We start from the raw sequence: 20669 nt of genomic DNA, 5'->3' as shown, positions 1-20669 counted from the left end.
GCTGGCGCAGCTGGATATGGGCAAGGTCGCCGCCCGGCTGGTGGAGTTCGGCAAACGCCGCGGCGCCTCGGGCCCGCAGCAGTTGCTGCTGATGGGTAAACAGCTCGGCTACTTCGAACGCTATGCGGTCGCGCTGGCCCCGGGCTGGCGGCTCGGTCAGGACCTGTACCTCTTCCGCAACATCTTCCCCGAGGAAGTGACCGCCAAGGTCGCCGCCGAGGGGATCGAACTCCCCGCCGACTGAGCTCACCAGCGGGATCGGCACCACGAGAAGGAGTGCGCAGATGTCGCCGGAGCAGATGTCGCCGGAGGAAATGCCCGCGGTATTTCTCGGCCACGGCAACCCGATGAACGCGCTCGACCGCAACCGCTACACCGAGGCGTGGGCGGCCGTCGGGCGCGCCGCGCCGCGTCCGCGCGCGATCCTCGTGATCTCGGCGCACTGGTACACCAACGCGACCGCGGTCACCGCGATGCCACGCCCGCGCACCATCCACGACTTCTACGGATTTCCGGACGAGCTGTTCGCGGTCGATTATCCGGCGCCGGGTCTGCCCGAACTGGCCGAACAGGTCGCCGATGTCGCCCGTCCGCAGTGGGTGGGCTGCGATACCGACAGCTGGGGCCTCGATCACGGCACTTGGTCGGTGCTGGTACACGCGTTTCCGGACGCCTCGATTCCGGTGGTGCAGTTGTCGCTCAACGCCTTCGAACCACTGGACTACCACCTCGAACTCGGCCGCAAGCTCGCTCCGCTGCGCTCGGACGGGGTGCTGATCGTCGGCAGCGGCAATATCGTGCACAATCTGCGCGCGGTCGATTTCGGGCAGCCGGATGCCGGTTACGACTGGGCGGTGCGCTTCGACGAGGCGGCCCGGGAGGTGCTGATGCGCTCACCGACCGAGGCGGCCGCGCTCGACGCACATCCCGATTTCGCCGCGGCCGTCCCCACTCCCGATCACTACCTGCCGCTGCTGTACATCGCGGGCCTGGCCGATACCGAACCGCTGGTGCCGATCGTCGACGGGCATTGTGCCGGTTCGATTTCCATGGCCGCCTACCAGCTCGGCGGCACCTGCCCGCCGCAGTCTTCGGGCAGTGGCGCACCGGGGTTGCCGGCCGGAGTGCCGGCCCTCGACAGCAATATGTGACCGTGTTCACGCCCGGCGTTCGCCGAGAAGCAGGGCGACGATGGCCAGAGCGGTGTCGATGCGTGGTCGATCGCCGCCGAGCAGTGGCGCGTAGAGGTGCGCGTCGCAGATGCGGACGATGGCCTCGCCCAGTACGTCGGCGGCCAACGGGAGTGCCAGATTTCCCTGACGCTGTTCGCTGTCGAGCAGTTCGGCGACCATGCGCGCCGACGTCGATTCGATCCTGCCGGGAAGCAGCGCGAGCCGGATGAACAGTGCCGGTTCGCGACTGGTGAGAATTCGCAGCGGTTCGGATTCGGCGACCGCGTTCATCACCCGTTCGAGGGTGTCGAGAACCAGTGCCGCACCGGATCCGGTGGCGTCGGCGAACACTTTGCGGTAGGTGCGTTCGGTGGCTTCGGCCAGCACGGTCGCGATGAGGTCGTCCCGGTTGCCGACGTGCCGGTACAGCGTCGCGCGTCCGATGCCCAGCTCCCGGGCGAGCACCGACATGTCGAGTTGTTCGCCCGCCAGGTACAGCTTCGTCGCCGCGTCGACGGCGCGACGTCCCTCGGAAGTAGCGATCATGTCGTCCATCTCCTCATACCGCGGCATGCCGTGCCGGCTCGGCGGCCGTGTCGAGCTGGTTGACGAATCCCCGACTCTGAGACACACTTGCGCAGTGTCTCACACAGGATGGCGTGGATCACATTCTTCCGACCGCATTCATAGCCGTCCTGCTCGCCGCTGATACCCCGAGGAATTCGATGTCTACCGTTGAAACCGTCCGTGGACCCCTCGACACCGCCGCCCTGGGCAAGGTGCTGATGCATGAACACGTCTTCGTGCTCGGCGAGGAGATGCGACAGAACTATCCCGACTATCCGAATCGGTGGGATGAGGACGCGCGGGTCGCCGATGCCGTCGCGAAGTTGCGCGAATGCGCCGCCCGCGGCATCGACACGATCGTCGATCCGACGGTGATCGGGCTCGGTCGCTACGTTCCGCGGATTCAGCGGATCAACGAGCAGGTCGACATCAATATCATCGTGGCGACCGGCCTCTACACCTACAACGAGGTGCCGTTCCAGTTCCACTACACCGGCCCCGGCCTGCTGTTCGACGTCGCCGAGCCGTTGGTCGAGTTGTTCGTCAAGGACATTCGCGAAGGGATCGCGGGGACCGATGTGAAGGCCGCGTTCCTCAAATGCGCGATCGAGGAACAGGGCCTGACGCCCGGAGTCGAGCGGGTGATGCGTGCCGTCGGCCAGGCGCACGTGGAGACCGGGGCGCCGATCACGGTCCACACGAACGTCCACAACCAGTCCGGCCTGATCGCGCAGAAGGTGCTCGCGGAGGAGGGAGTGGATCTCGGCAAGGTCGTCATCGGGCATTCGGGCGACAGCACCGATCTGGACTATCTGTGTGCTCTCGCCGATGCCGGCTCCTACCTGGGCATGGACCGCTTCGGACTCGACGTCCTGCTGCCGTTCGAGCAACGGGTGGACACCGTGGTGCGACTGGTCGAGCGCGGCTACGCCGAGAAGATGGTCCTCGCCCACGACGCGGCCTGCTTCATCGACTGGTTCTCCGAGGAGGGCAAGGCCGCCGCGGTGCCGAACTGGAACTTCACCCACATCAGTGACGACGTACTGCCGGCGCTGCGCGAGCGTGGCGTCACCGACGAGCAGATCGACACCATGCTCGTCCACAACCCGCGGCGTTATTTCGGTGCCTGAGTTCCGCTTCTGCGCGGGCCGTGATGTGTTGCGCGCCCAGCGAATTGCGAACACGGCCGATCGAGGAGATGTACTGATGACAATCGAACCCGCGGTGATCGAGATTTCGCGCCACGCCAATCCCTTTCCGCGAACCGGCGTCACCGAGCGCGACGGTGTCGCGCACTACACCGACCTTCCGGCGACGCTGCTGGAGATGCTGCACGCCCAGGTGGAGAGGCGGCCCGGCAGTGAAGCGGTCGTCGAACTCGCCGGGGATCGCCTGACGTATCGGCAGCTGTGGGAGCGTGCCGCCCGGGTCGCCGGGGGTCTGCGTGCGGCGGGTTTGGAACGCGGAGGCCGTGTCGCCGTGCGTTATCCGGCCGGCGTCGACTGGGTGCTCGCCTTCTGGGGCACGGTGATGGCGGGCGGCATCGTCGTCGCGGTCAACACCCGCTCGGCCGGGCCGGAGGTCGATTTCGTGCTGACGGATTCGGGCGCACGGATCGACCTCGCTCCCAGCGTGCCGCTTCCCGACGGCGATCCGGTTGTGACGCAAGATCTTTCGTCCGACGATATCGCGGCGATCTTCTACACCTCGGGCACCACGGGCCACCCCAAGGGCGTGCCCACCACGCACGAGGCGTTCGTGACCAATGCCGAGAACATGGTGCGCTGCATCGGACTTCTCCGCGATATCGGTGAGGGTATGCGGACGCTGATCTCGGTTCCGCTGTTTCATGTGACCGGCTGCAACTCCCAGCTGCTGACCGCCGCCCACCTCGGCGGCACCGCGGTGATCATGCCCGCGCTCGGCGTTCCCGAGTTGATCGCCGCGCTCTCGACGGAACGGATCTCGTTCCTGGTGACGGTGCCGGCCGTCTATGCGCTGATGGTGCGGCATCCCGACTTCGGCGCGGCGGACACCGCCGCGGTGCGCTGGGTGGGCTACGGCGGCGCGCCGATCGCACCGTCGCTGGTGCTGGCACTGAAGGACGCGTTTCCCAACGCCCAGGTCTTCAACGGATACGGCATGACCGAGACCGCGTCCCTGATGACGGTGCTGCCCGACGGGGACGCCGTCGACCACGCCGATTCGGTCGGTTACGCGGTGCCGTCCGTTCAGCTCGGCGTCGTCCCGCTCGGCGACGAGCCCGGCGTCGGCGAACTGGTGGTGCGCGGGGCGAATGTCACCGGCCGCTATTGGCATCGTCCCGACGCCGACGCCGCCACGATCATCGACGGCTGGCTGCATACCGGTGACGTGGTCCGCGTCGACGACGCCGGGCGGGTGCACATCGTCGACCGGATCAAGGACATCATCAACCGTGGTGGGGAGAACGTCTCCAGCGTCGAGGTCGAAGCGGTTCTGCTCGCGGCGCCGGGCGTCGCCGACGCCGCCGTCCTCGCCGTGCCGGACGCCGTCATGGGAGAAAAGGTCGGCGCCGTCGTCGTCGCCGATCGTGACGGCATCGACATTCCCACGCTGATCGAGCACTGCCGGGAACGGTTGGCCGACTTCAAAGTGCCGCAGTACGTGACCGTGGTGGGTGAGCCGTTGCCGCGCAACGCGGGCGGCAAACTGCTCAAAGGCGCGCTGCGGGAACGGACGACGTGGGGCGAGCCCCTGCGTTGAGTTCGGCGACACGCTCGCGGGTTCCTCGCGGGCAGTGGATCGACGCCCGGGCGGTGCCGGTGACCGGCCGTTTCGGCCGGTGCGGCGCGGGTACTGCCGCCTCATGGGTTTCGAATCGGCGAATGTCGTGGACTTTCCGCAGGCCGACGTCTTCGAATGGTTCACCCGGCCCGGTGCGCTGACCAGGCTGGCGCCGCCGTGGCAACCGGTACGGGTGGTCCGCGAAGCGGGCTCGCTGAAGGACGGGCGCGCCGAACTGGCACTGCCCGGCAACCTGCGCTGGGTGGCCCGGCACGATCCGGTCGCCTACGACCCACCGCACCGGTTCGCCGACGAACTCGTCGCCGAGGGCCCCGCCTCGGCCTTCGCGTATGTGGTGCAGTGGCGCCACACCCACGGCTTCGAAGCGGTCGACGCGGGACGCACCCGGATCATCGACGAGGTGGACACGCCCGTGCCCGCCGCGCTGCTGCGGCCGATGTTCGAATACCGGCACCGGCAGCTCGCCGGTGATCTGGCGGCCCACGCCCGTGCCGCCGAGAACGGTCTGCGGTCGTCGACCATCGCGATCACCGGCGCTTCCGGACTGGTCGGGACGGCGCTGACCGCGTTCCTGCGGACCGGCGGGCACCGCGTGATCCGGCTGGTTCGCGGTCCCGCCCGCGAACCCGACGAGCGGCAGTGGGATCCGTCGGCGCCCGCCGCCGATCTGCTGGACGGGGTGGACGCGCTGATCCATCTGGCCGGGGCGCCGATCGCGGGCCGGTTCACCGACGAGCACAAACGCCGCGTACGCGACAGCCGCGTGGAGCCCACCCGCGCGCTCGCCGAACTGGCCGCGCGGACCGGACTGCCGACCTTCGTCGCGGCGTCGGCGATCGGCTACTACGGCTACGACCTCGGCGATCGCCCGCTCACCGAGGACAGTCCGGCTGGTGACGGATTTCTGGCCGAGGTGGTCTCGGCGTGGGAGGACGCCGATCGGCCCGCCCGCGAGGCCGGGGTGCGGGTGGTGCGGGTGCGAACCGGTCTGGTGCAGTCGCCGGCCGGTGGGCTGCTGCGCTTGCTGCGGCCGTTGTTCGCTGCCGGGTTGGGCGGACCGATCGCCGGTGGGCGGCAGTGGATGTCGTGGATCGGCATCGACGACATGATCGACATCTACCACCGCGCGCTGTGGGATACCGCGCTGTCGGGTCCGGTGAACGCGGTGGCGCCGCATCCGGTCCGCAATGCCGAATACACCCGCACGCTGGCCCGGGTCGTCCGACGGCCCGCATTCCTGCCGGTGCCGCAGGCCGGTCCGGCGCTGCTGCTGGGCGGGCAGGGCGCGCGGGAGCTGGCCGCGGCGAGCCAGCGAGTGGAGCCGACCCGGCTGCTGGCCGCCGGCCATCATTTCCGCACCGACCGTCTCGAACCGGCCCTGCGGCACGTACTGGGCCGGCTCGAGGCACCGGGGGAGTAGGCGGCGGGGGAGCAGGCACAGCTCAACTCACCCACAGCAGTCCGATGACGGCCGCGCAGCCGAAGACCAGCCACGCCGCGTAGTCGCCGATGTGCCCGCTGTGCAATCGGTGCAGTCCGTGCCGCACCGCGATTACCGCGGACGGTCGAGAATCGTTGTCGCCCAGCATATTACGAAGGTGAATGCCGAGCAGTGCGAGGGTCACCGCGGCACCGGCCGCGAAGCGACGGTCCACATCAGCGTCGCCGGTCCGGGTCGCGCACCGCGCGCTGCAGCGCGGGCTCGGGCCAGTATTGCGGCGGCGATCACCTCCTCCCACGCGGCGACGGTCACCGTGGCCTGCCAGATCAGCACACAGATCAGCCACCAGGCCGCCGCCTCCGCCACGACACCGCCGCGCCGCATCCGCACCTCCTGCCTCGGGGCCGCACATACCCGCTCGACCTGCGGGTACCCGGGGAAGTCGCGGTCAATCGCGAACTGCCGCCGACCCGGTACCCGGACGACGTTTGGTTCCCCCGATGCCCGGGTATCGGCGACGACGAGCGGTAATTGCGAGACGCGCCTGCGGGGCGAAAGGAGAGGACGTGTCCTTGAGCGAGTGGATTTCGCCGTCGACGGACCCGGCGCCCACGGGTTCGGTTGTCGGCGTGCGAGTACTCGCACAAGCGCGCCAGTTGCTGATGCTGCGCGCTCTGGCCGAAACGGTCGCGTTGATGGCCGAATTCGCACTCGACGAGGTGACCGATATCCGGGTGGCGCTGGACGAGATCGCCACCGCGCTGATCGAACGGGCCGTCGCCGGATCGTCGATCGAATGCGATTTCGGCTATGACGGTGACCGGATGTCGGTCGCGGTGACGGCGGTGGCCGTGACCCCCGAGGCGCTGCACCGGGACGGCCTCGGCTGGCATGTGCTGACCTCCATCACCGACTCGCTCGAGGCCACCACCGCACCCTTCGATTCGGCGGTCGCCGGATATCCGGTGACGGTGGAATTCCGGCGATCGCGCCGGCACGGTATCACCGCGTGAGCCGCGGTGAGGGTCCGGCGATCATGGTGCCGGACCCTCGTATTCCGCGTCTGCGGTCCGATCGAGCGCTGAATGTCACTCAGCCGGAGACAATTCGCGCATCGGGTTATCGAGTTCGCTGCGATAGAAGTCGATGAATCCGTCCGGATCGGGTCCGGCGTTCTGCATCACCAGATGGTCGAATCCGGCGTCCACATATTGCTGTGCCACTTCCAGATAGCGTTTCGGATCGGAACCGCAGGCGAATTGCTCCAGAATGTCGTCGCGGCGCACGGTGGTCGTCGCGGCGTCGAAATTCACCGGATTCGGCAACTCGCTCATCACTTTCCATCCGGTGAGCGCCCAGCGTGAGGTTTCCAGTGCGGCCTGCGCCGCGGTCTGTTCGTCGGCGGCCCAGGCCATTCCGACTTCGGCGTAGCCGCCGCCGCGTCCACCGGCACCGCGGTAGGTGTCCACGAGCCGCGCTTCGGGGCCGGTCGCGAACAGTCCGTCGCCGAGTTCGGCGGCGAGCCGGGCGGCGTCGGGACCGCCCGCGGCGACGATGATATCGGGCAGCCGCTCGGGCAGATCGAACACTCGCGCATCCGAAATCGACAGGTACTCACCGCGATACGTGCGATACCCGCCGCGCCACAGCAGCCGGATGATCTCGAGCGCCTCGCGCAGCATGCGCTGGCGAATATCGATCGGCGGGAATTCGCGGCCCACCACGTGTTCGTTGAGCCGCTCACCGGATCCGACGCCGAGATCGAAACGCCCGTCCGACACCAGCGCCAAGGTGGCGGCGGCCTGCGCCACGATGGCCGGGTGATACCGGATGGTGGGGCAGGTGACACCGGTGACCAATCGGATGCGCTCGGTGCGTTCGGCGATGGCTCCGAACACCGTCCAGGTGAACGGGGAATGGCCCTGATTGTCGAGCCACGGGTGATAGTGATCGCTCATTTCCACGAAGTCGAATCCGGCCTCCTCGGCGCGAATCGCCTGTCGGATCAGGTCGCGCGGTCCGTAGCCTTCCGACGCCAGTTTGTAGCCGATCTGCATTGCGGGGGGCTCCTCACGTGCGTGGGACAGTTGACTCCCGGCTACCCAGCCGCGCGGTCCGCAACCGTATGCCGGCGGGCTATACAGGCCGCTCCGTCTTTGTTAGAAAGGTGATAGCGGGATTTGCCTCGATAAGCGGGGCAATTCACATGTCGATTTTCGCCTGGGAGATCGCACATGAAGACGAACGCCACATTCCGAATCGGTCATCACCGTTCACTTCCCGTTCCGGGGCGCGCCGAGGCCCGGCTCAGTGCGGTCATGCGCACCCACGGGGCCGCGGTCGTCTTGTCGGTGCGCGGGGAGGCCGATGCGTGCACTCTCGATGATTGGCGACGTCTCGTCCACGAGGGCGCGGCGCTGGCCGCCGCCCACGGCGGGCCACTGGTCGTCGATACCGGCGGGCTCGGCTTCCTGGGCTGGCGCGCACTGGTGGTAGTGGCCGAGGAAGCCGCCGAGCAGCGTGGAGACGGTGTCGCGATATGCCTGGTCAGCCGCACGCCGACAATCGCGCGGATGGCGGCGGTGGATCCGCTGACCGCCGAGTTGGCCATTCACCCCACCGTTGTCGGCGCCTTGAGTCACCTGTCCGCCCCGCCCGCCGACGCGAAGTGAGCCGACACAATCGTTGTCGGCGCCGCAAGATCGTCGTAGCGTCGCTGGGGTGAGTGTTCCTCAGCATCTGCCCGCCACCGCGGGCGAACTGCGCGCCGCCGGTTATCAGCCGCGCGGAGTGAAATCCGAAATCCGCGAGAATCTCCTCGCCGCATTACGATCCGGCACCGATCCGTGGCCCGGCATCGTCGGCTTCGACCGCACCGTCGTCCCGCAACTGGAGCGGGCGCTGCTGGCCGGCCACGATGTGGTGCTGCTCGGCGAGCGCGGCCAGGGCAAGACCCGGTTGCTGCGCACCCTGGTCGGATTGCTCGACGAATGGACGCCGGTGATCGACGGCGCCGAACTCGGCGAACATCCGCTGGCGCCGATCAGCCCGGCGGGCCGGCGGCTCGCGGCCGAACTGGGCGACGACCTGCCGGTGGCGTGGCGTCACCGCAGCGAACGCTACGCCGAGAAACTCGCCACCCCCGACACCTCTGTCGGCGACCTGATCGGCGACGTCGACCCGGTGAAGGTGGCCGAGGGCCGCAGCCTGGGCGATCCGGAGACCATCCACTTCGGGCTGGTCCCGCGCGCTCATCGCGGCATCGTCGCCATCAACGAACTGCCCGACCTCGCCGAACGGATCCAGGTCGCGCTGCTGAACGTCATGGAGGAACGCGATATCCAGGTGCGCGGCTATACGCTGCGGCTGCCGCTGGATGTGCTGCTGGTCGCCACCGCCAACCCGGAGGACTACACCAACCGCGGCCGCATCATCACTCCGCTCAAGGACCGGTTCGGCGCCGAGATCCGCACCCACTATCCGCTCGACGTGGAGGCCGAGACCGCGCTGGTGCGCCAGGAGGCCGATCTGGTCGCCGAGGTCGGCGACCCCCTGCTCGAGGTGCTGGCGCGCTTCGTGCGCCAGCTGCGGGAATCGCCTGCCGTCGATCAGCGCTCCGGTGTCTCGGCGCGCTTCGCGGTGGCGGCGGCCGAGACCGTGGCCGCGGCCGCACTGCGCCGGACCGCGCTGACCGGTGAGCATCCCGCCGTCGCCCGCCCGGTGGATCTGGAATCGGTGCCCGCGGTGCTGCGCGGCAAGGTGGAATTCGAATCCGGTGAGGAGGGCCGCGAGACCGAGCATCTCACCCATCTGCTGCGCCGCGCCTTCGCCGAGACCGCCCGCCGGCGCCTGGCCGGGGTGGATCTGCGGCCGCTGGCCGAGGCGGTGAGTGCGGGGCATCCGGTCACCACCGGTGAACGGGTGCCGGGCCAGGAGGTGCTCTCGGCGTTGCCCGAGCTGCCGGTGCTGGCGCGGGTGGCCGAGCGGCTCGGCGCCGAGTCCACCGATTCGCCGGCGCGGATCGCAGCCACCGTCGAATTCGCTTTGGAGTCATTGTATTTGAGCCGCCAGCTGGCCAAGGACTCCGACGACGGCACGGCGACCTACGGCTCATGACTACTCCCGACCGCTATTCCTACGGGCCCTATCACGACGGTCCCGACCCCCTGGCGCCGCCGGTCGATCTGCGGGAAGCGCTGGACCTCATCGGCCGCGACGTGATGGACGGCAGCTCCCCGCGCACCGCCTTGGAGGAGCTGCTGCGCCGCGGCACCGGACGCACGCCCGGCCTGGACGAGTTGACCCGGCGGTTGTGGCAGCGTCGCGCCGAGCTCACCCGGCAGCACCGCCTCGACGGCACCCTGCAACAGGTGCGCGAACTGCTCGACCAGGCGTTGGAGGCCGAACGGACCGCACTGTTCCCCGACCCCTCCGACGATGCCCGCTTCGCCGAGGCCGAACTCGACGCGCTGCCGTCGAGCACCGCGGCCGCGGTGACCGAACTCGCCGACTATCAGTGGCGCTCGGAGACGGGCCGCGCCAACTACGAGCGGATACGGGAACTGCTCGGCCGCGAACTGCTCGACTCCCGCTTCCAGGGCATGAAGCAAGCACTCGAGAACGCCACGCCCGAGGATGTCGAGCGGGTGCGGCAGATGATGTCGGATCTGAATCAGCTGCTGGCCGCGCACGCGCGCGGTGAGAACACCGAGCAGCAGTTCGCCGAGTTCATGGCCGAACACGGCGAGTTCTTTCCCGAAAACCCCCGCAACACCGAGGAATTGATCGATGCGCTGGCCGCGCGCGCGGCCGCCGCGCAGCGGATGATGAATTCGCTCTCGCCGCAGCAGCAGGCGGAGTTGAGCGAACTGATCGGCCAGGCCTTCGGCGATCCGCGTATCGCCGAACAGGTTTCGGCACTCGATGCCGCGTTGCGCGCACTGCGCCCCGGCGAGGATTGGGATTCGGGGCAGCGGTTCCGCGGCCAGGACCCGCTCGGCCTCGGCGAGGGCGCACAGGCGATGCAGGATCTGGCCGAAATGGACGCACTGGCCGAACAACTCGGCCAGTCCTATCCCGGCGCCCGGCTCGAGGATATCGACCTCGACGCCCTCACCCGCCAGCTCGGCGCCGACGCCGCCGTCGATGCCGCCCGCCTGGCGGAACTGGAACGGGAACTGCGCCGCCAGGGGCTGTTCGAACGCGCACCCGACGGGTCGCTTCGCTTGACGCCCAAGGCGTTACGTCGCCTCGGCGAGGTCGCGCTGCGTGATGTGGTCGGACGGTTGCGCGCTCAGCGCGGCCAGCGTGAGACGGTGACCGCCGGAGCGGCCGGCGAACCGACGGGCGCGACGCGGCCGTGGCGCTTCGGCGACACCGAGCCGTGGGATGTGTCGAAAACCGTGCGCAACGCGGTTCTGCGGTCGGCGTCGACCGGCAGCCGCCGGGTGTCGCTGTCGGTCTCCGATGTCGAGATCACCGAAACCGATCAGCGGTCCCGCGCGGCGGTGGCTCTGTGTGTCGACACGTCGTGGTCGATGGTGCAGGACGGACGCTGGCTGCCGATGAAGCGGACGGCGCTGGCCCTGCACCAGCTGATCAGTACTCGATTCCGTTCCGACGCACTGGAAGTCGTGACGTTCGGCCGTCACGCCACCACCGTCGACATCGCGGAGCTGACCGGCCTGGAAGCGGTCTGGGAACAGGGCACCAACCTGCACCACGCCCTGTTGCTCGCCGCCCGCCACCTGCGCCGCCATCCCGACGCGGTCCCGGTGGTGCTGGTGGTCACCGACGGCGAACCCACCGCGCACCTGGAGCCCGACGGCAGCTCGTACTTCAACTGGCCACCCGACCCCCGCACCCTCGCGGTCACCATGGCACAGGTCGACGCACTCGCGAAACTCGGCGCCTCGGTCTCGGTATTCATCCTCGGCGAAAACCCCAGGCTCGCAGCCTTCGTCGACCTGATGGCCCGCCGCAGCGGCGGCCGGGTGATCGCCCCGGATCTCGACGGCCTGGGCGCGGCGGTGGTCTCCGACTACCTCAGCGGGCGGCGCAGATAGCGTCGCCGAGGTAGGTCTGGGGAGAGGGCCGCGCACAAGCTCACCCGCAACGGGTGAAGCGCGACCCGGGGCCGGGGCGTGAACTTGTCGCGTACCGCGGTCGCTGCTGTCCGGCAGGGAGCATGCGGTGGCGGGAAGCCGTTCGGAGGAAGCCGGACGCTGTCATCGAGGAGACGTCATGCCCGTGTGGGATGTGTTCTGGCTGATCATCATGAGTTTCGCGTTCGCCGCGTATCTGATCCTGCTGTTCTGGATCTTCACCGATCTGTTCCGGGATCGCGGCACGTCGGGCTGGGTGAAAGCGGTGTGGGTGGTGTTCATGTTCGTGCTGCCGCTGCTGACCTCGCTGGTGTATTTGATCGTGCGCGGTGGCGGCATGGCCGAGCGGTCCGCGCGGGCGGCGAAACAGGCCGAGCAGGCGCAGGACGCCTACATCAAGGAAGTAGCCGGAACCAATTCGGCCACCCAGATCGCCGACGCCAAACGACTACTCGACGAGGGCACGATCACCGCACAGGAATTCGAGCAGCTGAAGAGCCGAGCCCTGGCCTGAGCAATACGGCGCCGGCGATCGAGAGGCGGTGCGGTGCGCTACGAATTCTCCGTCGCCGGCGAGTTGTCCGGCGACATCTGCGCCGAATTCCCGGAACTGACCCGCAGTGACGTGGCCGCGCCCGGCACCACCTCGCTGTTCGGCCCGCTCGAGGACTACACCGCGATGCGCAGCGTGCTGGCCCGCATCGACGCCTTGGGACTGACGCTGATCGAGATGCGCCGCCTGCCGGATTGAGGCCACGGCAGGCGACGGCCCGAGTCGGCGCTCAGGAGTGGCCGTGGCCCACCTGCGGGCTGATCCGCCGCCATTCGCGTTCCCATTCGCCGGCCCGGCGCCGGTCCAGCGCGTAGCCGGCGCATCGGGCCAGCCCGTAGGCCAGGGCCCAGCAGGCGAGCAGGGCGGCGGTGCCGGTGGCGATGCCCTTGGCGACGGCGGCGTCGTCGGCGATCGGTGGCGTGGTGGGATCGCCGTGGCCGGTGAGCCACAACGTGATTCGGTCGCCGCGATGGGTGGTGCCGTCGACGTCGACCATCGCCCGGCCGGGATGTCCGTCCCGGCTCCACTGCGCCTCGGCCTGGAGTTGGTCGGCGAACATGGCGTTGGGCGCCGGCATCCGGATCGGATCGCTCGTGACCTCTGCTGTCACAGCCGTTTTCGTGGCGTTGTCGGCGTGGATGGCGGCGAGTTCGGCCCGGTACTGCGCGGTGCCGGCGGCGACGGCCAGCAGGATCGCGGCGAGCGCGCTCACTACCAGTGCGAGCCGCAGCGCCTGTTCGACACGGTCGGCAGGGCGCATCAACGGCGAACGCGTCCAAGGCGCGATCCGTGCGGCCCGCAGCACCGCGAAGGTAGTACGCAGCATCTTCACTCCCACCACGACCGGCAGAGGCACGCTCGGAGAATAACCGTTCGACGCCCCGGCAAACGGCGTTCGGAGTGGATCTTCGCCACGGTCCGCCGCAGGTTTGACCCGGATCTGCGGGGATATCGCTTGGTTGCGACCCGCATCGTGCGGGTGGTCCGGCAATTCGGAAGGAGCACGGTATGAGTGCCATCGATAAGGCCAAGAACAAGCTCGAGGACGCCGCCGGTCAGGCGAAGGAGAAGCTCGGCGCGGCCACGGGCGATCCGGACAAGAAGAACGAGGGCAAGGCCGACCAGACCAAGTCGAACCTGAAGGACGCGGGCGAGAAGGTCAAGGACGCCTTCGACCACTGATCTCGTCCGCGGATCCACCTCGTCGCGAGGCCCGGACCGGTGCAGCACACGCGCCTGGTCCGGGCCTCGTCCCGTTCCGGCGGTGGCCGGAGCGCACGCGCTGGAGCTGGGCTTACGCCGTTTCGGCTGTACAGACCGCTTCGTCTCTGTTATGAAGGTAGGGCGGGTCGATCTTCATGCGGTAGGACGCCCGCAGCGGGCTCGCGCCCGTTGCCCTCGGCTCCGGTTTGGAGACCTCAATGAGCTCGAGCGCCGAATTACGTCCCGTACCCCCCGCCGAGGAACCCGGCACCCCTAACGTCGCCGAGGCGCGTCTGTCCGCAGTCGTACGCACTCGCGGCCCGGCGTTGGTGCTGTCGTTCCGCGGAGAGGCCGACAGCTACACGATGCCCGGATGGAGCGAGCGCATCCGCTCCGCTGCCGAAAGCGGGATGCGCATCGTGGTCATCGACACCAACTGCCTCAGCTTCCTGTCCTGGCGTGCGCTCTTGACGCTGGCCCGCGAGGCGGAGCGCTACCGGTCCGCCGGTGTGCATCTGTGCCTGGTCACCCAGTCGCGAACGATCATGCGGATCGCCGCGCTGGATGGGCAGACCCGGCAACTTCCCATCCATTCGACGGTCGTGAGTGCGGTCGGCCGCGCCACCTACGACGCGGCCGGGCCCGCGATCGCCGCTACCCCCGGTTGAGCCGCTACTCGTCGGGGAGCGGGAAGTAGGAGTCGTCGTCGGTACCGGATTCGCGCCGCACGATCTCCTCGACGGCTTCGGTGTCACTGGGGCCCCCGGGTGATCCGGTGCGGATCGAATCCAGGCCCTCGGTCGCCCCGGATTCGGGCAGCGTCGGCTCGGCGGAAGGCCTGGTCCCCACATCCGGCTCCTCTTCGGCCAAACGTTGGGACAGTGGGCGTTCCGTGCGCTGTTCGCCGGCCGTCATGCCGTAGCTGTCGACGCCCGACCAGTCGTCGGGCGGTTCCACGATCTCGTCGCCGTCGTCGTTGCCCACATTGTCGGAATCCAGTCCCTCGGTCGGGGTGAGCAGATCTTCGTCGGATTCGTTTCCAGCCATGTGCTTCGCGTGCCCGCAATCGCCTGCGGCAAACCGCCGGCGGCGCGCGCGATTCGTTTGGTCGCCCGGGTGGCGGGTAGGCCGACGGTGGCCGTATCCAGCACAGATGCAGATCGAGGTGACACGATGAAAGCAGTGACGTGGCAGGGCCGCCGCAAGGTTTCGGTGGACGAGGTGCCCGACCCGCGGATCGAGGAACCGACCGATGCGATCATCGCCGTGACCTCCTCGGGGGTGTGCGGGTCGGATCTGCACCTCTACGAGGTGCTCGGCCCGTACATGAGCGCCGGTGACGTGCTCGGCCACGAACCGATCGGGGTGGTGGTCGACGTCGGCTCGGAAGTGCGGTCCCTGGCGGTGGGCGATCGGGTGGTGGTGCCGTTCCAGATCGCGTGCGGGCACTGCGTCATGTGCGATACCGGCTTGCCGACGCAGTGCGAGACCACGCAGGTACGCGAATACGGCAGCGGCGCAGCCTTGTTCGGCTATTCCAAGCTCTACGGACAGGTGCCCGGCGCCCAGGCGCAGTACCTGCGGGTTCCGCATGCCGATTTCACCCACATCCCGATTCCGGCCGGTCCCGACGACAGCCGCTTCCTGTATCTGTCGGACGTCCTGCCGACGGCGTGGCAGGCGGTGGAATACGCCGGTGTGCCCGACGGGGGCTCGGTGGTGGTGCTGGGACTGGGCCCGATCGGGGATATGGCGTGCCGGATCGCGGCCCATCGGGGATATCGGGTGATCGGTGTCGATCGGGTGCCGGAACGACTGCGCCGGGTAGCAGATCGCGGTATCGAGGTGGTCGACCTGGAACAGATCGGCGCCTCGATCGGCGATGTGATCCGCGACCGCACCGACGGACGGGCTCCGACAGCGTGATCGACGCGGTCGGTATGGAGGCCCATGGATCGCCCGTCGCGGAGTTGGCGCAGCGTTCGGCCGGCTATCTGCCGTCGATGGTGTCGCAGAAGCTGATGGACACCGTCGGTGTGGACCGGCTGGCGGCATTGAACAGTGCGATCGACATCGTGCGCCGCGGCGGCACCATATCGCTGTCCGGGGTCTACGGCGGCATGGCCGACCCGTTGCCGATGCGCATCCTGTTCGACAAGCAGATTCAGCTGCGGATGGGTCAGGCCAACGTCAAGCGGTGGGTCGGCGACATTCTTCCGCTGTTGCAGGACGGTGATCCGCTCGGTGTGGAAACCTTTGCCACTCATCGGCTTCCGCTGTCGGAGGCGCCGCGGGTGTATCACGACTTCCAGCGCAAGGCCGACGGCATGGTGAAGGTGGTTCTCGATCCGGCGGCCGCGTGAACGCGTGGCGCGATTGGGGCCGCGATGTCCGAATCGACCGGTGCCGCAAGATATTTCCGGGTCCGACCAGGACGTACGCAATCGTTCGCGAGACCGGTGCATAGACCCGGGAGGCCCGGGTAGTGCCTCTGATGTGACCGGGAAGTACGCCGGTCGCGGTCGAGAAAAGTCCCTACTGCGAAGGAGGTCCGCAATGGCCGACCAGAACAATCCCGGACAGTTCGGCAACCGCAGTGACACCGAGGAACAGGCTCGCCGCGGCGGCCAGGCCAGCACGGGTAGTTTCGGCCGGCGCAACGCCGCCGATCCGCACGAAGCGGGGCGCAAGGGCGCCCAGGCGCAGCCGACCGCGGCCAAGCAGGCCGGTGGTCAGCACAGTCACGGCGGTCGCTGACCCGAATCGCGACACACGGACTCGAGCGCGTAGGCCGGATCACGGATCCGGCCTACGCGGCTGTCGGGAGCAGGGCGGCGTGGCGTTTCGGCGGGCGTGTGTGACAATGTCCGGGCTCGGATTTCCGCCTCGTGGGATGTCGAAGAGTGAGCCGGCAGCTATCACCGGATACGGAGGCGGCGGCTATCGGATATCGGCTGTTCGCAACGGCGCCGATCGCGGAATTCCGACGTTCTCGAGATTGTTCCATTTTTGTGGTTAACATCTGGCACTCGGCCTTCGATGCTACATATGTCGTTGATTGTGACGGCAGCGATCGGTCGGTTCCAGCTGTCCGGATCGGGTATCACGCGTTCGGCCGCCAGCATCGGCGCTCGGCGGCACAAGGATTGACCAGGCGGTTCGGCAACGTAGCCGATTCTCCGCGTAGGTAACGACTATCCCGCGAAACGAAACGGTGTGCGATGGACATCGATCAGCGTTACCGTCAGAGCAGTTCGACCACCATCACGGCAGCGGAACTGGCTACCTTGCTGCACAAGTCCGCGGCGGGGGACGCCGAATCCTTCGCGGCCTTCTATCGCAGCACCAACGCCCGCCTGATGGCCCGGTTGACCGCGATTCTGCGCAGTCCCGGTCTGGCTCAGGAAGTGAGCCAGGAGGTCTATCTGCAGGCATGGTCCGCGGCCGGTGACTACGACGCCGGGCGGGCCAGCCCGATGGCGTGGCTGATGATGTTCGCGCACCGGCGTGCGGTCGACCGCGTGCGCTCGGAGCAATCGCTGGCGGATCGGGAGCGCGCGTTCGGGCGCGGTCAGTATCAGCCCGAATGTGATGTGGTGTTCGACGAGGTGACGCAGCGGCTGGACGAGCGGTCGGTCGCGGGGGAGGTGCACCGGCTGGGGCATCGGCAGCGGGAGGCGATTCTGCTCGCCTTCTACGGGGGTCGCACCTATCCGGAGGTGGCGCAGGATCTGGGGATCCCGCTGCCCACCGCGAAGGCCCGGATCCGGGCCGGATTGAAAACGCTCGGTTCCAGACTTTCGGAGAAGTCGCGCGACGAGAAGAAGTGAGGACCGCCGCGTCCCGGTAGTTGGCGTTTCTACCCCCTAGGGGTATATTGCGTGGTGTCGCCCAGCTGGCGGCATCCGCCTTTTCGGCGGTTATGATCTACTAGTTGCGTACGTAAATAGTAGATGTTATCGAGCCTGTGGTCGCGTTCCCCAGCGGTGGGGTGACGTCGGCTCGATGTTCGGCACCGTGCGAAGGTGTTGTGCGACAGTGGCGATCGTGGTGAGGAGGCTGGGTTGGTGGATCGGTGTGCGACCCGGCGCGGACTCCGGCTTCGGATCTGTGCGCCGCTGTGGCCGGTCGAGCGGCGGGTGCGGATGCGGTGAGCTCCGTCCGTCGGTCGCGGCGCGGTGTCGTGGCCATGATCTTCGTCGCCTTGCTCACTCTCGTTGCCCTGCATACCGATTGCGTGGTCGCCGATGCCGGTACGGCCGGTGCTTCCGCATCGTCGGCCGCCGCGAAATCCACACTGGCTCATCTCGGTTCGCATCTGCCCGCCTGGGACGACTGCTGTGCGCACGACAGGCACGTCGTCCTGGATTCGGTGCTCCCGGCGGATCCGGTGAAGCTGTGGCCGCCGGGTCACGTGTGGGATGGGGTGGCCGCGGTGACCCCCGCCCGGTGGCACCGTCGCGCGGCCGCCGTGCGCGGGCCGCCGGGTCCGCCGCCCCGCACCGGACGCGACATTCTGACGCATCTCGGTATCGCCCGCCGCTGATCGGTCAGCGACAGGCCGCCTGCCCGTGCCGGCGGCCGGTGTCCGCTGCCCGCATCCGCACCGCCCACATCGGGCGGAGATACCGAAAGCGACAGTCATGGACGACATCGTGCTCGACCACCCACAGCCGATTCCGGCAGCGCCGATCCCGGCGCACCGTCCGCGCGGCCTGGTCGGCAATACGCCGGTGCTCTGGATCGGCGAACCGCTGAGCGGCCGCGGCCGCGGCTTCTGGGCCAAACTCGAAGGCGCCAATCCGGGCGGCATGAAGGACCGGCCCGCGCTGCACATGGTGCGCAGCGCCGAACGCCGCGGAGATCTCCGCCCGGGAGCGCGCATCGTCGAATCATCCAGCGGCACTCTGGGATTGGGGCTCGCGCTGGCGGGGATGGTGTACTCGCACCCGGTGACAGTGGTCACCGATCCCGGAATGGAACCGATGGTGGTGCGACTGCTGCGCGCCTACGGCGCACGGGTGGAGACGGTCACCGAACCGCATCCGGCCGGCGGCTGGCAACAGGCACGCCGCGATCGGGTCGCGGCACTGCTGGCCACCGAACCGGATGCCTGGAGCCCCGACCAGTACAGCAATCCCGACAATGTGGACGGCTACGAATCGCTGGCGCTGGAGATGGTGCAGCAATTGGGCCGCGTCGACGTCCTGGTGTGCGCGGTCGGAACCGGCGGACACTCCGCGGGCGTGGCACGGGTGCTGCGCCGCAACAATCCGCGGCTGCGGCTGATCGGTGTCGACACCGTGTCCTCGACGATCTTCGGCCAACCGGCCGGCCCGCGTCTCATGCGCGGACTGGGCTCGAGCATCCACCCCCGCAACGTCGACTACGACGCCTTCGACGAAATCCATTGGGTGGCACCGGCGGAAGCGGTGTGGGCATGCCGGACACTGGCCGCCACCCACCACGCCAGCGGCGGCTGGAGTGTCGGCGCGGTGGCGCTGGTGGCGGGCTGGGCCGCGCGCGTGCACGACACCGGCACCCGAATCGCCGCCGTCTTTCCCGACGGGCCGCACCGCTACGCCGACACCGTCTACAACGACGCCTACTGCGACGAGCACGGCCTGCTCGATGCCGATCCGCCCGTCGAACCCGACACGATCGGCCATCCCGCCGAGCGCGTGGTGACCTCGTGGACGCGCTGCACCACCGTCGTCGACCCCCGTACCCTCGACCCGGAGCCCGCCGCATGAGTGTCCTCGCCCGATTCCGCAGCTTCGACCCCGCGGCCCGGTTGCTGATGGTCAACCAGTTCGGCATCAACCTGGGCTTCTACATGCTCATGCCGTACCTGGCCGGATATCTCGCCGGCCCGATCGGCTTGGCGGCGTGGGCGGTCGGACTGGTGCTGGGCGTGCGCAACTTCTCCCAGCAGGGCATGTTCCTCGTCGGCGGCACGCTCGCCGACCGGCTCGGCTACAAACCGCTGATCGTGGCGGGCTGTCTGCTGCGCACCGCGGGATTCGCGCTGCTGATCTTCGCCACCTCGCTGCCGATGCTGCTGATCGCCTCGGCCGCAACAGGTTTCGCCGGTGCGCTGTTCAATCCGGCGGTGCGCGCGTATCTGGCCGCGGAGACCGGTGACCGCCGCGTGGAGGCATTCGCGGTATTCAACATCTTCTATCAGGCCGGCATCCTCGTCGGGCCGCTGGCCGGGCTCGCGCTGCTGGTGACCGACTTCCGGATGACCGCCGCGGCCGCCGCCGTGGTCTTCGCCGTGCTGACCCTCGCGCAGCTGTTCGCGCTGCCGCCGCGGCGGGCGAGCGAGCCCGCGGTGCGCACGACGGTGCTGCAGGATTGGCGGACGGTACTGGCCAATCGCCGTTTCCTGGCCTTCGCGGTCGCGATGATCGGTTCGTATGTGCTGTCGTTCCAGGTCTATCTGGCACTGCCGTTGCAGGCCGAACATCTCAGTCCCGGCCACGCGCAGGCGCTGACCTCGGCGTTGTTCGTGGTGTCGGGCGTGGTCGCGGTGGCCGGGCAGCTGCGCATCACCGCATGGTTTCGACGCCGGTGGGGGACCGGCCGCGGCCTCGTGGTCGGCATGGGGGTGCTGGCCGCGGCCTTCCTGCCGCTGCTGCTGGTACCGGGCCCGCGGCCCTTCGGCACGGTGGCCGCCGTTGCGGCGCTGTTGATTTCGGCGGCGATCCTCGCTGTCGGGACCGCGGCGGTGTTCCCGTTCGAAATGGATACGGTGGTCTCGCTGTCCGGCGGCGCGCTCGTGGCCACCCATTACGGGTTCTACAACACGGTGGTCGGAGTCGGGATCCTGACCGGCAACC

23 protein-coding genes and 2 pseudogenes are annotated in these 20669 nt (G+C 68.5%); 19 read left to right on the top strand and 6 right to left on the bottom strand.

The window, feature by feature from the left end; all coding sequences use genetic code 11:
• A pseudogene (locus tag RJ03_RS18785) lies at positions 1-244 on the top strand (ABC1 kinase family protein); the annotation flags it as partial.
• 70 nt (positions 245-314) lie between these two features.
• A complete protein-coding gene (gene ygiD, locus RJ03_RS18780; protein ID WP_198163856.1) occupies positions 315-1151 on the top strand; it encodes a 4,5-DOPA-extradiol-dioxygenase in 837 nt (278 codons plus the stop codon).
• A gap of 6 nt (positions 1152-1157) precedes the next feature.
• Here ygiD and RJ03_RS18775 read toward each other — a convergent pair whose 3' ends face one another.
• Positions 1158-1718, bottom strand: coding sequence for a QsdR family transcriptional regulator (locus RJ03_RS18775; RefSeq protein WP_036504244.1), 561 nt, complete (start codon positions 1716-1718; stop codon positions 1158-1160).
• Between the two features lie 179 nt (positions 1719-1897).
• Between RJ03_RS18775 and RJ03_RS18770 the strand changes: the two genes are divergently transcribed.
• The 3 genes from RJ03_RS18770 to RJ03_RS18760 all read left to right on the top strand — a co-directional run bounded on the left by RJ03_RS18770 (position 1898) and on the right by RJ03_RS18760 (position 5946).
• Entirely contained in the window at positions 1898-2869 is a 972-nt protein-coding gene (locus RJ03_RS18770) for a phosphotriesterase family protein (protein ID WP_036504232.1), read from the top strand.
• Between the two features lie 94 nt (positions 2870-2963).
• The gene (locus RJ03_RS18765; RefSeq protein WP_036504243.1) at positions 2964-4484 is read left to right on the top strand and encodes a class I adenylate-forming enzyme family protein; all 1521 of its coding nucleotides are present in this window, start codon (positions 2964-2966) and stop codon (positions 4482-4484) included.
• A 103-nt stretch (positions 4485-4587) separates the two neighbouring features.
• On the top strand, positions 4588-5946 hold the full coding sequence (locus RJ03_RS18760; protein WP_036504230.1) for a TIGR01777 family oxidoreductase: 1359 nt from the start codon (positions 4588-4590) through the stop codon (positions 5944-5946).
• A gap of 22 nt (positions 5947-5968) precedes the next feature.
• Here the strand turns inward: RJ03_RS18760 and RJ03_RS18755 are convergent, their stop codons facing one another.
• Together RJ03_RS18755 and RJ03_RS18750 are read right to left on the bottom strand one after the other, a co-directional pair.
• The gene (locus RJ03_RS18755; protein WP_157121929.1) at positions 5969-6151 is read right to left on the bottom strand and encodes a hypothetical protein; all 183 of its coding nucleotides are present in this window, start codon (positions 6149-6151) and stop codon (positions 5969-5971) included.
• Positions 6148-6351 (bottom strand): hypothetical protein, encoded by a 204-nt coding sequence (locus RJ03_RS18750; protein ID WP_036504226.1) that lies wholly within the window; start codon positions 6349-6351, stop codon positions 6148-6150. The genes RJ03_RS18755 and RJ03_RS18750 overlap by 4 nt, the downstream gene beginning before the upstream one ends.
• Before the next feature lie 182 nt (positions 6352-6533).
• On the opposite strand from RJ03_RS18750, the gene RJ03_RS18745 reads away from it, so the two are divergent.
• Positions 6534-6980 (top strand): ATP-binding protein, encoded by a 447-nt coding sequence (locus RJ03_RS18745; RefSeq protein WP_232329381.1) that lies wholly within the window; start codon positions 6534-6536, stop codon positions 6978-6980.
• 75 nt (positions 6981-7055) lie between these two features.
• On the opposite strand, the gene RJ03_RS18740 is transcribed toward RJ03_RS18745, so the two are convergent.
• Positions 7056-8024, bottom strand: coding sequence for a TIGR03557 family F420-dependent LLM class oxidoreductase (locus RJ03_RS18740; protein WP_036504224.1), 969 nt, complete (start codon positions 8022-8024; stop codon positions 7056-7058).
• A 177-nt stretch (positions 8025-8201) separates the two neighbouring features.
• Between RJ03_RS18740 and RJ03_RS18735 the strand changes: the two genes are divergently transcribed.
• The 5 genes from RJ03_RS18735 to RJ03_RS18715 all read left to right on the top strand — a co-directional run bounded on the left by RJ03_RS18735 (position 8202) and on the right by RJ03_RS18715 (position 12822).
• A complete protein-coding gene (locus RJ03_RS18735; RefSeq protein ID WP_051024856.1) occupies positions 8202-8639 on the top strand; it encodes an STAS domain-containing protein in 438 nt (145 codons plus the stop codon).
• Positions 8640-8688: 49 nt separating this feature from the next.
• Positions 8689-10083: an ATP-binding protein gene (locus tag RJ03_RS18730; RefSeq protein ID WP_036504222.1), complete on the top strand. Its 1395-nt coding sequence runs from the start codon at positions 8689-8691 to the stop codon at positions 10081-10083.
• Positions 10080-12032: a VWA domain-containing protein gene (locus RJ03_RS18725; protein ID WP_036504219.1), complete on the top strand. Its 1953-nt coding sequence runs from the start codon at positions 10080-10082 to the stop codon at positions 12030-12032. The genes RJ03_RS18730 and RJ03_RS18725 overlap by 4 nt, the downstream gene beginning before the upstream one ends.
• 178 nt (positions 12033-12210) lie before the next feature.
• Positions 12211-12585, top strand: coding sequence for a PLDc N-terminal domain-containing protein (locus tag RJ03_RS18720; protein ID WP_036504218.1), 375 nt, complete (start codon positions 12211-12213; stop codon positions 12583-12585).
• Positions 12586-12618: 33 nt separating this feature from the next.
• Positions 12619-12822 (top strand): DUF8691 family protein, encoded by a 204-nt coding sequence (locus RJ03_RS18715; RefSeq protein WP_232329380.1) that lies wholly within the window; start codon positions 12619-12621, stop codon positions 12820-12822.
• Positions 12823-12853: 31 nt separating this feature from the next.
• On the opposite strand, the gene RJ03_RS18710 is transcribed toward RJ03_RS18715, so the two are convergent.
• Positions 12854-13480 carry an Rv1733c family protein gene (locus RJ03_RS18710; RefSeq protein WP_036504213.1) on the bottom strand — a complete coding sequence of 209 codons (627 nt, stop codon included), beginning with the start codon at positions 13478-13480 and terminating at the stop codon, positions 12854-12856.
• A 152-nt stretch (positions 13481-13632) separates the two neighbouring features.
• Here RJ03_RS18710 and RJ03_RS18705 point away from each other — a divergent pair, with 152 nt between their 5' ends.
• Both RJ03_RS18705 and RJ03_RS18700 read left to right on the top strand, forming a co-directional pair.
• Positions 13633-13806: a CsbD family protein gene (locus RJ03_RS18705; RefSeq protein ID WP_030518399.1), complete on the top strand. Its 174-nt coding sequence runs from the start codon at positions 13633-13635 to the stop codon at positions 13804-13806.
• Between the two features lie 239 nt (positions 13807-14045).
• Complete coding sequence (locus tag RJ03_RS18700; protein ID WP_083871055.1) at positions 14046-14495, top strand: STAS domain-containing protein; 450 nt, start codon at positions 14046-14048, stop codon at positions 14493-14495.
• 4 nt (positions 14496-14499) lie between these two features.
• On the opposite strand, the gene RJ03_RS18695 is transcribed toward RJ03_RS18700, so the two are convergent.
• Positions 14500-14874 carry a hypothetical protein gene (locus RJ03_RS18695; protein WP_036504210.1) on the bottom strand — a complete coding sequence of 125 codons (375 nt, stop codon included), beginning with the start codon at positions 14872-14874 and terminating at the stop codon, positions 14500-14502.
• 126 nt (positions 14875-15000) lie between these two features.
• Here RJ03_RS18695 and RJ03_RS18690 point away from each other — a divergent pair.
• From RJ03_RS18690 to RJ03_RS18665, 6 genes and pseudogenes are all read left to right on the top strand, one after another.
• Positions 15001-16190, top strand: a pseudogene (locus RJ03_RS18690) (alcohol dehydrogenase catalytic domain-containing protein).
• A gap of 193 nt (positions 16191-16383) precedes the next feature.
• The gene (locus RJ03_RS18685; RefSeq protein ID WP_036504209.1) at positions 16384-16584 is read left to right on the top strand and encodes a hypothetical protein; all 201 of its coding nucleotides are present in this window, start codon (positions 16384-16386) and stop codon (positions 16582-16584) included.
• Positions 16585-17048: 464 nt separating this feature from the next.
• Complete coding sequence (locus RJ03_RS18680; RefSeq protein ID WP_036504207.1) at positions 17049-17657, top strand: sigma-70 family RNA polymerase sigma factor; 609 nt, start codon at positions 17049-17051, stop codon at positions 17655-17657.
• Between the two features lie 320 nt (positions 17658-17977).
• Positions 17978-18373 (top strand): putative copper homeostasis (lipo)protein LpqS, encoded by a 396-nt coding sequence (gene lpqS / locus RJ03_RS18675; protein ID WP_157163451.1) that lies wholly within the window; start codon positions 17978-17980, stop codon positions 18371-18373.
• A gap of 97 nt (positions 18374-18470) precedes the next feature.
• Positions 18471-19580, top strand: coding sequence for a PLP-dependent cysteine synthase family protein (locus RJ03_RS18670; protein ID WP_036504205.1), 1110 nt, complete (start codon positions 18471-18473; stop codon positions 19578-19580).
• Positions 19577-20669, top strand: a 1093-nt coding sequence (locus RJ03_RS18665) for an MFS transporter (protein WP_036504203.1), incomplete at its 3' end; no start/stop codon positions are given. The genes RJ03_RS18670 and RJ03_RS18665, both read left to right, overlap by 4 nt.

The sequence above is a fragment of the Nocardia aobensis NBRC 100429 genome, from assembly GCF_000308375.1.
Classification (GTDB): domain Bacteria; phylum Actinomycetota; class Actinomycetes; order Mycobacteriales; family Mycobacteriaceae; genus Nocardia; species Nocardia aobensis.
This window is presented reverse-complemented; position numbering and strand designations above follow the sequence as displayed.